The organism is Klebsiella sp. JN_Kp126 (genome assembly GCF_033843325.1).
Taxonomy (GTDB): Bacteria; Pseudomonadota; Gammaproteobacteria; order Enterobacterales; family Enterobacteriaceae; genus Klebsiella; species Klebsiella michiganensis.
The window spans coordinates 1-12,155 of record NZ_JAWXQV010000006.1 but is presented as its reverse complement, the minus strand read 5'-3'; the positions used below and the strand labels follow the sequence as shown (position 1 = coordinate 12,155).

Sequence of the window (12,155 nt, the reverse complement as noted above, 5' to 3'; positions counted from 1 at the left end):
GCACCTCATTCTGGAACGTATCAGCCATAGCGGTCCCTTCCCGTGAGGAATAATGTGTTAAAGATAACGGTGTGTGATGACCCGGATATAGTAGAGCAAAGCGCCAAAAAATATCAACCAGCCTGTTCCAAAGTCCATTATAAGACTTTCCTCAGGCATCTTAAGGCAAATGTAAAAATGAAACGCATGAGACAAACAAAGCCGGTATGTAATAACAACCATTTACTTACAATAAAGGCAGGATGTATACCTGACAGAGAAATGTGAATTAAATTCATATCTGAACAGGCAGCATTGATTGATGCAAATCAATATGTAACGCAAATACTGGTCATTCCGGATACTGAAAAGCGCGCGAGCAGGGGCATAAGAAATAAATTATTTTTTATCGTTTACCGGCCATGAAAAAGTCCAGTAGTGGATTTTAATATGGCTATAATTAATGGCTAGCAGGATTAATATAAAACTCACAAATAATATCTGCCAAATATCCGGTATCGATGGTTAAACCGGACAATGTATAGATTCGCGCTGAGCGCAAAAGAAATAGCGGCATTTCATTCAGCGGATATATTAAAACACAACTTACAATAATGCCTCTCACTCATATCATGTCCTATAACCTTCCTTGCGCCCTCCCCGTAGACAGAGAGAGACAGCGTCTTTCTACTGTGAGCCATCCCAGTCAAGTCGCCAGAGAGAGCATTCAGCGTTAATGATCCCTCACATCATAACCAGACTGCCCGGCCTCAACGCTGCACTTTCCCCCTCAGCCCTTCTCTTTACCGTCACAGATTCAAAACCTTGATCTTCTCCGTGGCTCAGCGCAGCATGGAAATGCAAACACACTAAAACAAGAATTCGCAACCCAATCACAGGAGAGAATCAGTGCAAACAGGACATCGCTTCCAGGCCACGGATCTGCATCAATTTGTTAAAACCCTTTTCACCCATATGGGAAGCTCCCTCACCGAAGCATCGCTTATCGCCGACCATCTGATTGCCGCTAACCTGGCCGGGCACGATTCCCACGGCGTCGGCATGATCCCAAGCTACGTACGCTCCCACGCGCAGGGTTATCTCCAGCTCAATCGCCACGCCAGCGTGATGAAAGACGCGGGCGCGGTGGTCACGCTGGACGGCAACGGCGGCTTCGGCCAGGTGGTGGCCCATGAAGCCATGCAGATCGGCATTAAGAAAGCCAGAGAGCACGGTATGGCCGCCGTGGCGCTGCGCAATGCGCACCATATTGGCCGCATCGGCTACTGGGCGGAACAGTGCGCGGCCGCCGGAATGATCTCTATCCATTTCGTTAACGTCGTTGGCAACGTGATGGTCGCCCCGTTCCGTGGGAAAGACAGCCGCTTCGGTACTAACCCGCTGTGCGTGGTGTTCCCGCGCGCCGGCCATCCGCCGCTGCTGCTGGATTACGCCACCAGCGCCATCGCCTTCGGTAAAACCCGCGTCGCCTGGCATAAAGGCGTCCCGGTACCGGCGGGGTCGCTGATCGACGCTCACGGCGTCCCCACTACCGACCCGGCGGTGATGCAGACGTCGCCGCTGGGGGCGCTGCTGACCTTTGCCGAACATAAAGGCTACGCGCTGGCGACGCTGTGCGAAATTATCGGCGGCGCGGTATCCGGCGGTAAAACCTCGCATCAGGAGACGCTGCAGGGCAGCGTGGACGCTATCTTCAACTGCATGACCACCATTATTCTCAGCCCGGAAGCGTTCGATGCGCCGGATATGCAGCGCGAGACCGAAGCGTTTATCGACTGGTGTAAACGGTCGCCGCACGACCCGGACGCGCCGATTCTGGCCCCGGGCGAGTGGGAAGAGGCTAACCGCCAGCAGCGTCTGGCGCAGGGGATACCGCTGGACGCCGGCAGCTGGCAGGCGATTTGCGCCGCCGCCGAAGAAGTCGGTTTACCCGCCGACACCCTCGCGCAGCTGCGCCAGAAGCTGGCCTGATTTTTCCTCGATGACGCCCGAACGGGCGTCATGTCATCGTCATTAGTGTCGACATCACCGCCGCCCCGCCCCGCCTGATCAACTATTCTATACAAATTCAATAAGTTAAGTTTTGGCACAGCGTATGCATAACGCTCCCGTCATTTGCCGGTGCGCTGGCTCATGACGCCCTGACAAAGGCGGGCCGGGCCCGGCCTGTCCATTGTTGTTTATTCTCTGTTAACAGGTCTGTTACTGATGAAAAAAATCACGAGCGTTTGCCCTTATTGCGGGGCCGGTTGCAAACTTAAGCTGGTCGTCGAAAACAATAAAATTCTCCGTGCCGAAGCCGCCGATGGCGTCACCAACCAAAATCAGCTGTGCCTGAAAGGCTATTACGGCTGGGATTTTCTCAACGACACCCAGCTACTGACGCCGCGTCTGCAGCAGCCGATGATTCGCTATCAGAAAGGCGGTAAGTTCACCCCGGTCAGCTGGGAGGAAGCTATCCGCTATACGGCGAATAAACTGCGTGAAATAAAGGAGAAGCACGGCCCGCGCGCCATTATGACGACCGGTTCATCGCGCGGTACCGGGAATGAAACCAACTATGTGATGCAGAAATTCGCCCGCGGCGTGCTCCACACCAACAACGTCGACTGCTGCGCCCGCGTCTGCCACGGCCCGTCGGTAGCCGGGCTTCAGCTGGCGCTCGGTAACGGCGCGATGAGCAACTCGATTAGCGATATCGAAAACTCGAAATGTCTGCTGGTCTTTGGCTATAACTGCGCTGACTCCCACCCTATCGTCGCCCGCCGGGTGATTAAAGCTCGCGAAAACGGGGCGAAAATCATCGTCTGCGACCCGCGCCGTATCGAAACCGCCCGCATCGCCGATCGCCATCTGCAGCTCAATAACGGCAGCAATATGGCGCTGGTCAACGCCTTCGCCCACGTGCTGCTGGAAGAGGATCTGTATAACCACGACTACGTCGACCGCTTTACCGAGGGGCTGGACGCCTATCGCGAAACGGTGAAAGACTATTCCCCTGAAGCCGTCGAAGGGATCGTCGGCGTGCCGGCCGCTGAAATTCGCCAGGCGATGCGCATGTTTGCCGCCGCGCCTTCCGCCACCATTATGTGGGGCATGGGCGTCACCCAGTTCGGCCAGGCGGTGGACGTCGTCAGAGGGCTGGCGAGCCTGGCGCTGTTAACCGGTAACCTCGGACGCGCCAACGTCGGCGTGGGTCCGGTACGCGGACAAAACAACGTCCAGGGCGCCTGCGATATGGGCGTCCTGCCGAATATGTTCCCGGGCTACCAGGACGTCACCGACGCCAGCGTTCGCGATAAGTTTGCCAAAGCATGGGGCGTTAACCCGGCTGTCATGGACGGCCAGGTCGGTACCCGGATCACCGAAGTGCCGCACAAAGCGCTGGCTGGCGAAATCAAAGCCTACTACATCATGGGTGAAGATCCCCTGCAAACCGAAGCCGATTTAGGCCTGGTGCGTAAGGGGATTGAAGTGCTCGATTTTGTGGTGGTGCAGGATATCTTTATGACCAAAACCGCCGAAATCGCCGATGTGCTGCTGCCCGCCACCTCCTGGGGCGAACACGGCGGCGTCTTTACCTGCGCCGACCGCGGCTTCCAGCGCTTCGAGCAAGCGATTATCGCCACCGGTAATGTTAAGCGCGACTGGGAAATCATCAGCCTGCTGGCCAGCGAAATGGGCTATCCGATGCATTACGATAACAACCAGCAGATCTGGGACGAAATGCGCGAGCTTTGTCCGCTGTTCTATGGCGTCACCTACGAGAAAATGGGCGATATGAACCACGTCCAGTGGCCGTGCCCGACGCTGGATCACCCCGGTACGCCGTGGCTGTATAAAGATAACCTCTTCGATACGCCAACCGGCAAAGGCCAGCTGTTCGCCGCCCCGTGGCGCGCGCCTGCCGAGACGCCGGATGAAGCGTATCCGCTGGTGCTCTGTACCGTGCGCGAAGTCGGCCACTACTCGTGTCGTTCGATGACCGGCAACTGCGCGGCCCTGCAATCGCTTGCCGATGAGCCGGGCCGGGTGCAAATCAATCGCGCCGACGCGCAGCGCCTCGGTATCGCCGACCAGCAGCTGGTGTGGGTCAGCTCGCGGCGCGGTAAGGTGATTACCCGCGCCGACATCAGCGATCGCATTAACGAAGGCGCGGTGTATATGACCTATCAATGGTGGGTCGGCGCCTGTAATGAGCTGACGCAGGATAATCTCGACCCGATCTCGAAAACGCCGGAAACCAAATACTGCGCGGTGAAGGTGGAGGCTATCGCGGATCAGCGCTGGGCCGAGCAGTATGCCTGGACAAGCTATAGTGAGATGAAAGCCCGCCTGAAAGCGGCGGTGAACGTGTAAAACACCGCAGGGAGATGCGCGCGTCTCCCCGCATATCCACTTTTGCTCCCGGGGGCTGCGCTCAACGCGCCTTGCCCTGGCTACAGGTTCTGCGCTTACCCGGGCTACGGGATCCGCAGGCGGTAGCCCGGCGTAAGGCGTTTACGCCGCAACCCGGGGAATGCGCCGGGATTATGCATCGGTGCGGCGTCCTCCCGGGTCGCGCTGCGCTTACCCGGGCTACCGGTCCGCAGTCCGCTGAAGTCGTGTAGCCCGGACAGATGCGCAGCATCGCCTCCGGGATCGGTCTCTTACGCCAACAGTTTCTCCACCAGCGCCGTCCACAGCGCCACGCCGTGCGGGATCAGCGCATCGTTAAAATCATATCCGGCGTTATGTAGCGGCTTTGACGCCGTCTCGCCATCGGTACCAATCCAGAAATAGGCGCCCGGGCAGCCCTCCAGCATGCAGGCAAAATCTTCCGAGGCCATAGAGGGATTGCCGTTCCAGCTCACCGCCGATTCCCCCAGCAGCGCGGTCGCCACCTCGCGAACCTTTTGCGCTTCAGCCGGGTGGTTGGTGGTGACGGGATAACCGGGATACCAGGCGATTTTGCCTTCCACGTCTGATACCTGCGGCTGGGCGGCGACATAGCTTTCAATCAGCCCCCTGACCCGCTCACGCACCTGGTTATTCAGACAGCGGAAGGTTCCGCGCAGCACCACTTTATCCGGCAGCACGTTGATCGCCTCCCCGCCGGAAATCTGGGTAATGCTTACCACCGTGGATTCCTGCGGCGACAGGCGGCGCGACGGAATGGTTTGCAGCGCCATAATCAGCTGCGCCGCGGCGACAATCGGGTCCGCCCCGCGCTCCGGCATCGCCGCATGGCAGCTCTTGCCGGTCAGGGTAATTTCAAACGCATCGAGAGAGGCCATCATCGCCCCGCTGCCGATCGCCACCTGGCCCAGCGGCATACCCGGCCAGTTGTGCAGCGCGTAAATGGCATCCATCGGGAAGCGCGCAAACAGCCCCTCTTCCACCATCTTACGCGCGCCGCCCAGGTTCTCCTCAGCGGGCTGGAAAACAAAGTGAACGGTGCCGCGAAAGCGGCGGGTTTGCGCCAGATGCGCCGCTGCCGCCAGCAGCATTGCGCTATGGCCGTCGTGGCCGCAGGCGTGCATCACGCCCGGATTACGCGATTTATAGTCGACGTCGCTCTGCTCGGCGATCGGTAGCGCATCCATATCGGCCCGCAGGCCAATTACCGGACCCGGGCCGTTCTCCAGCGTCGCGACCACGCCGGTGCCCGCCAGACCGCTATGCACCTGAAGGCCAAATGAAGCGAGCAGTTCAGCGACCCGGCGAGAGGTTTCCTGTTCCTGATACCCCAGCTCAGGGCAAGCATGAAAATCACGTCGCCAGCGAATGGCCTCGGCGATCAGTGAAGGGGATACAGCCATGTCTTACTCCTTTCCTGCACAGCTTCAGCGCTGAACGAGTGTTTTATGCAATACGTTGGGGCTACAGGTAACCCGCTAGCCTATTGGTTATATCCTTTCGCCCGCTCGCTGACAACTGCCGCCAAACCCTGCGCCAACGCGCCTTTGCGCGGCATCCCGCCTGCACTGCGTTTTTTTGTAGTCATATCAACGGTGACATAAGGCGTGCGATTAATTATTATGCAGCTATACTGGCGTTTTGCCGAATAATTCACTCTACAGACCTCCTTAACCGGAAATAAAATGTTCAACCCAGAGCAGAATCGTCTTGCCCCCACGCTGGCGATGATCATGGCGGCTTCATTAGTGGGATTTATCACCGGATACACGGTGCCCTTAATCAGTCTGGAGCTGGCGCAGCAGCAGGTTGATACCGTTTACGTCGGCCTGCTGGCCGCGCTACCGCCAGCGGGGATGATGATATCCTCCTTCCTCTCGCCCGCGCTGTGCCGGCGCTTCGAGATGGGGCTTCTGCTCTCCGTAAGCCTGGTGGCGCTGGCGGCGGCAACCATCGCCTCCTGCCTGTCGTTTGATATGGTTCATCTTCTGCTGCCGCGGCTGGTGACCGGCCTGGCGTCAGGGGTGATTATCGTCATTGGCGAAAGCTGGATCACCGGCGGCGCGGCGGGTAAAAACCGGGCAACCCTGACCGGCATTTATGCCTCCGCCTTTACCGGCTGTCAGCTGGCGGGGCCGCTGCTGATCTCCGCCGGAGAAGCGTATCAATCATGGACTCTGCTGCTCGTCGGACTGGTGACCCTCGCCTGTCTGCTGATGCTCCGCCATTTGCCCTCCGGCAGCCGCGAACGGCTGGCGGAACGCGCCAGCTGGCGCAGCCTCGGCGCCTTTTTGCCAGTACTGGCTTCCGGCGTATTCTGCTTCGCCTTTTTTGATGCCAGCATACTGGCGCTGCTGCCGCTTTACGGTATGGATAAAGGGCTGAGTGAAGTGACGGCGGTACTGCTGGTCACCGTGGTATTAACCGGCGATGCCGTATTCCAGGCGCCGCTGGGCTGGATTGCCGACCGCTTCGGTATCCGCCGCGTGCATCTGACCTGCGCGGTGGTCTTCTGCCTCGCCCTGCTGGCCTTACCGTTCCTGCTGGCGTCGCATATCCAGCTGATTGTCGGCTGCCTGCTTCTCGGCGCTGCGGCGGGGGCGCTCTATACCCTGTCGCTGGTCCGCGCCGGGAAGACCTTCTCCGGGCAGAAGCTGATTATGATCAACGCCCTGCTGGGGTTCTTTTGGTCCGCGGGGAGCGTCGCAGGCCCGGTGGTCAGCGGATTGCTGATCAGCGTCGCGGGGTATGATGGTCTGCTGATGACGCTATTTGTCAGCGGCGCGCTGTTCCTGCTGATTCAGTGCCTGGGTAAAAGCGAAAAAGCCCTGCTGGCGGACGAACGCGAGCGCGAAGAAGAGATGGATGATATTAGCGAGGCGGCGCGGTAACGCTTAAGGGCAGGCACGGTTCGGCAGAACGAAAGCTCCCTCATCGCCCGCGCAGGGTCTTCTCCCCGGCAGCGCAGTCGCGCGCCGGGGCCGGTAGCCGTTACAGCACTTTACTCAAAAACGCGGCGGTGCGCGGGTTAGTCGGCGCGCTAAAGATCTGCGCCGGTTTCCCCTCTTCCTGAATAATGCCCTGGTCGATAAAGATAACCCGGTCGGCCACTTCGCGAGCAAAGCCCATCTCGTGGGTTACGATTACCATGGTCATCCCTTCGCTGGCGAGGTTTTTCATCACCTCCAGCACGTCGCCCACCAGCTCAGGATCGAGCGCCGAAGTGGGCTCATCAAACAGCATAATCGACGGCTTCATCGCCAGCGCGCGCGCGATGGCCACCCGCTGCTGCTGCCCGCCGGAGAGGCTGGAGGGCCAGGCGTCGCGCTTGTCGCTCAGCCCGACCTTCGCCAGCAGCTCTTCCGCCAGACGCACCGCCTCCGCGCGCGCCGTGCCGCGCAGGCTCATCGGGGCCATAATCAGATTTTCCAGCACCGTTTTGTGCGGGAACAGATTGAAGCGCTGAAAGACCATGCCGACGCTTTCCCGCATCTTATTCAGATCGGTGGCGCGATCGTGGGCAGCGAAGCCGTTTACCTCAACCTCGCCTTCGCTGACGGTTTCCAGCGCGTTCATGCAGCGCAGAAAAGTGCTTTTCCCGGAACCGGACGGGCCGATAATACACACGACTTCCTGCGGCTTAATGTCGCAGCTGATGCCGCGCAGAACGTGGCTGTCGCCGAAGCGCTTGTGTAAATTACGAATGTGAATCACTTTTGCCAAACCTCTTTTCCAGACGGTTAACCAGCTGCGCCAGCAGGAAAGTAATAACCCAGTAAACCAGGGAGATGGTCAGGTAGGGTTCCCAGTAAGTGGCGTAGGCGCCGGAAACGGTGCGCGCGGCGTAGGCCAGATCCGCCAGACCGATGGCCGACGCCAGCGAGGAGTCCTTAACGATGGCGATAGCGTTGTTGCCCAGCGGCGGCAGAATGCGGCGAAACGCCTGCGGCAGAATCACCTGACGCATGGTTTTCCACCACGGCATTCCCAGCGCGCGGGAAGCTTCCATCTGCCCCTTATCGATCGACTGGATCCCGGCACGGAAGATCTCCGACACGTAGGCCCCGGCATTCAGCGTAATCGCCACGATACAGGAGAGAAACGCGCCGTAGTTTGAGCGCAGCTCGCGAGCGAAATCAGCGCTCATCATGCCGCTGGTCACCAGCAGTCCGTCGCGCGGGTTGATAAACAGCGGCACCAGCGCGAAGTGCACCACCATAATTTGTACGAACAGCGGCGTACCGCGAAACGCGCTGACGTAAAAGCGCACCGGAAACTGCACCAGGTAACGCAGAACGTATTTCCATACCCCGTGCTCGGCTTTCGCCATGCGCCCCAGCCCGAGGGTCAGCCCCCACAGGGTGCCGAGGATCACGCAGATAATGGTACATTTAATGGTCATCAGGGCACCGTCCATAAACAGCGGACCGTACTCCTCAATGATCTCCCAACGGAATCCCGTCATAGCCCTTCCCTAAAAAATACGGCTATCGCCAGAGTCGATAGCCGTGATGAAAATAAAAATGCGAATTATTGCGCTGGCAGTGTCGGGACGTTCTCGTCGAACCAGGTTTTATAGATTTTGGCGTAGGTGCCGTCAGCGATGATTTTCTGTAAACCGGCGTTGATCTTCGCCTGCAGCTCGCTGTTGCCTTTCGCCACCGCGATGCCGAAATACTGGCGCTCAAATTTGGCATCCGGCACCAGCTTGAACTGCTTCTCCGGGTGCTGCTTGATGTAGTATTTCACCACGCCGACGTCGCCGACCGCCGCGCTCACGCCGTCTTCAAACAGCTCCTGCAGCATCAGCGGAGTATTATCAAAACGCTTGATCGCGGTACTGTTCTTGCCCAGCACGTCGGAAACCACGATATCGCCGGTGCTGGAGTTCACCACGCCGACTTTCTCGTTTTTCAGCGCCTCAAGGGAGGAGACCTTTGAATCCGCCGGCACGACGATGGACTGCTCGGCCGGGAAATAAGGGGCGGAGAAATCCACCATCTGCTTACGCTTATCGGTGATAGTGATCCCGGAGATAATAATGTCGCGGTCGCCGGTGTTGAGGGTGGCGAAGATCCCTTCCCACGGCGTATTGACCAGTTTGATATCAAAGCCTTCCGCTTTGGCGATCGCTTTGATGATATCAATATCAAAACCTTCCAGCTGTTTCTGGCTGTTCTCGAACTCAAACGGGCGATAGGTTCCGCCGGATCCCACCACGTAAGTTTGCTGAGCCGCGTGGGCGGTGCCGATCATCGCCGCCACCAGGCAGCATGCTTTCATCCACTTCTTAACCATGACAACTCCGTTTTATGCATTAATTTTGCATAAAAATACACACTGTCAGCATGGCATGCAACCGGAAACCTTCCCGACGGTAAATTATCTGCCGTTTAGCTTCGTTTACCGCCGGATTTCCCGATGGCCCGATGCAATTCATTGATCCGCTTCATCGATTTCACCGTTTTTTGCGGCGCGGTGGAGGCGACCGACAGCACGATCATCTCCAGGCAAACCAGCACCGTCCCGTGCAGCGGCACCCGCCCATTATCGCCGCCGCGCGGCACCTCAATGACCACCTGCGCCTCCTGGCTAAAGCGGGAGTCCAGCGCCTGGGTGAGTAAAATCGTCGGGATCCCCAGACGGCGGGCCTCGCGCAGGGTCGTCATCCCCTCCCGGTGCGGCGACTTCTGCCCCATCATAATCAGCACGTCGCCGCGCTGCAGGCCGATCAGCTGCTCGGCGAGGCTAAACCCGGTGCGGTTCATTACGTACGAAGGCAGGCCGATGCGGCTCAGCAGCCTGGCGGTATACTCCGCCAGAATGCCCGAGGCGCCGATCCCAAAAATCCCCACCTGGCGCGCGTCGGTCAGCAGCGCCACCGCCTGGGCCACCGCGGCGCGGTTGTCGGGGCGCGCAAGCACTTCGCAGGCCCGCTGATGCCCTTCCAGCACGAAATCGATGCTCGAATTGACGTCGCTGGATAAGGCGCTCACCGTGGAGATCATTTTTTCCGACGAGGTCGCCGACGGGCCGAACCAGCGCTCCATGGTCTGCTTCAGCTCCCGCAGTCCGGCGAAGCCGAGCGCCTGGATGGCGCGCACCACCGTGGCGTCCGAGGTATTGGTCGCGGCGGCGATTTCCATGGCTGTACGCTCCAGCACCGCTTCCCGGTTTTCGTTGATATAGCTCACCACCGCCAGCAGACGCGGCGACAGCTGATGCGCGCGGGCGCGAAAACGTTCGCCGAACAGGTCAACCCGCCCCTTCTCTCTTTTGACCACCGTTTTCATTTCAGCCCCTCGGGCAAAGGACGACCGGCAATGTGCGACTGTACCTGGGCGACCATCAGCGACAGCGCGGCGTAGGAGTTAGAGATAACCTCCTCGCGCGGCAGCAGAATGTAGCGCCCGGTGCGGCAGGCGCGCATAAAGTCGCACCAGCCGGGCATCACGCCCTCCATCGCCTGCAGCTCATCCTGCGGCCTGCCGCCGGTATCGGAACGCCAGGTGGCAAATACGAAATCGGCATCCAGCGCCGGCAGCTGCTCGGCGCTGACGTCAATACGCTGGCCATCGGGGATGTTGTCAATCAGCGGCGGGAAGCGGAATCCGGCATCGCGCAGCACGCGTCCCAGCGCATGATAGGCGTGATGCACGGTAACCTTGCCGTTGTTGGCCTGAATCACCGAGACTACGATGTTTTGCGTATCCACCATCGCCTTTAGCTGGGCTATCTGCGCCTGATAGCGGCGTTCGAGGATTAAGAGCCGCGGCTGGGTACCGGTGAGCTGCGCCAGCTTGCGGTAGATGCGCGGCGCGCTGCCCTGCAGGTGGTCGATGCTGACCGTTGGCGCAATCTTCTCCAGTTGCTCCACCGAAACGTGGCGGCTGGGCTCGGTAATAATCAGGTCCGGTTTCGCGGCGGCCACCGCTTCGAGATCGATATCCGCCGTGCCGATAAACCGAATCGCGCTGTTATCGAAATCAACGCCGGTCAGCTGTGCGCTGGCGCGTAAAAAGTGGCTGCCGTCCGGACGCGTCCTCCCGTGGCTGGCCACCGGCGGGACGCCAAGCTCGATCAGCGGGATGGTGATATCCAGATCGTGCAGCGACACAATGCGCTGCGGGTGCAGCGGAACGGTCACCGTACGACCCAAATCATCGGTGAAGGTTTGCGTATCGGCGGCCGAGGCGACGCCCGCCAACAGCACCAGCAGAGAAACGAACCAACGCATAGCGATCCTTTTTGATTTACAGGGCGTCACGGCGACGCCAGAGCAGAACGATAAAAAACGGGCAGCCGACCAGCGCAATCACGATCCCTGCTGGGATCTGCAGCGGCGCGAAAGCCAGTCGGCCAATTGTATCGGTGGCTAACACCAGCAGCGCGCCAACCAACGCGCTGCCGCAGAGCAGCGCCACCTGGCCGCCGCGCAGCAGAAACCGCGCCATATGCGGCGCCATCAGGCCAACGAAGCCGAGGCTTCCGACGCAGGAAACGCTGGCGGAGGTCAGCAGCACCGGCGCGAAAAAGCGCAGCAGGGTTAGCTGCTGCAGGCGTACGCCGAGACCGATGGCCGTGCGGTCGCCGAGCAGCGCCGCATCGGCGGCCCTGGCGGTCAAAAAAAGGATCAGCGCCCCGGGCAGCGCCCAGCAGAAGGCGACGGCCAACAGCGGCCAGGTCGCCGCGTGCAGGCTGCCCGCCAGCCAGATCATCGCCGTTTGTACATCGCGCACGTCGGCGGTGGTCATAAA

The 12,155-nt window shown here is 59.5% G+C and carries 9 protein-coding genes and 1 pseudogene; 3 read left to right on the top strand and 7 right to left on the bottom strand.

Annotated elements, in window-relative coordinates; all coding sequences use genetic code 11:
- Nucleotides 1-888 precede the first annotated feature (888 nt).
- Entirely contained in the window at nt 889-1,971 is a 1,083-nt protein-coding gene (locus SIK97_RS00410; protein ID WP_042945327.1) for a malate/lactate/ureidoglycolate dehydrogenase, read from the top strand.
- A gap of 237 nt (nt 1,972-2,208) precedes the next feature.
- Nucleotides 2,209-4,359 carry a formate dehydrogenase subunit alpha gene (gene fdhF / locus SIK97_RS00405; RefSeq protein ID WP_057174158.1) on the top strand — a complete coding sequence of 717 codons (2,151 nt, stop codon included), beginning with the start codon at nt 2,209-2,211 and terminating at the stop codon, nt 4,357-4,359.
- Between the two features lie 290 nt (nt 4,360-4,649).
- Here the strand turns inward: fdhF and SIK97_RS00400 are convergent, their stop codons facing one another.
- Complete coding sequence (locus SIK97_RS00400) at nt 4,650-5,801, bottom strand: M20 aminoacylase family protein (protein WP_057174157.1); 1,152 nt, start codon at nt 5,799-5,801, stop codon at nt 4,650-4,652.
- 282 nt (nt 5,802-6,083) lie between these two features.
- Between SIK97_RS00400 and SIK97_RS00395 the strand changes: the two genes are divergently transcribed.
- Nucleotides 6,084-7,289 carry an MFS transporter gene (locus tag SIK97_RS00395; RefSeq protein ID WP_047723677.1) on the top strand — a complete coding sequence of 402 codons (1,206 nt, stop codon included), beginning with the start codon at nt 6,084-6,086 and terminating at the stop codon, nt 7,287-7,289.
- Nucleotides 7,290-7,389: 100 nt separating this feature from the next.
- On the opposite strand, the gene SIK97_RS00390 is transcribed toward SIK97_RS00395, so the two are convergent.
- The 6 genes and pseudogenes from SIK97_RS00390 to SIK97_RS00365 form a co-directional block, all read right to left on the bottom strand.
- On the bottom strand, nt 7,390-8,112 hold the full coding sequence (locus tag SIK97_RS00390; protein WP_004851660.1) for an amino acid ABC transporter ATP-binding protein: 723 nt from the start codon (nt 8,110-8,112) through the stop codon (nt 7,390-7,392).
- Nucleotides 8,096-8,863: an amino acid ABC transporter permease gene (locus SIK97_RS00385; protein WP_004102832.1), complete on the bottom strand. Its 768-nt coding sequence runs from the start codon at nt 8,861-8,863 to the stop codon at nt 8,096-8,098. The genes SIK97_RS00390 and SIK97_RS00385 overlap by 17 nt, the downstream gene beginning before the upstream one ends.
- A gap of 65 nt (nt 8,864-8,928) precedes the next feature.
- The gene (locus SIK97_RS00380) at nt 8,929-9,696 is read right to left on the bottom strand and encodes a basic amino acid ABC transporter substrate-binding protein (RefSeq protein WP_004851663.1); all 768 of its coding nucleotides are present in this window, start codon (nt 9,694-9,696) and stop codon (nt 8,929-8,931) included.
- A gap of 95 nt (nt 9,697-9,791) precedes the next feature.
- Nucleotides 9,792-10,691, bottom strand: a complete 900-nt coding sequence (locus SIK97_RS00375) for a MurR/RpiR family transcriptional regulator (protein WP_014838722.1) — start codon at nt 10,689-10,691, stop codon at nt 9,792-9,794.
- A pseudogene (locus SIK97_RS00370) lies at nt 10,688-11,661 on the bottom strand (iron-siderophore ABC transporter substrate-binding protein); the annotation flags it as partial. The gene SIK97_RS00375 and the pseudogene SIK97_RS00370, both read right to left, overlap by 4 nt.
- Nucleotides 11,652-12,155: FecCD family ABC transporter permease (locus SIK97_RS00365; RefSeq protein WP_213811274.1), on the bottom strand; the 504-nt coding region annotated here is incomplete at its 5' end. The gene SIK97_RS00365 and the pseudogene SIK97_RS00370, both read right to left, overlap by 10 nt.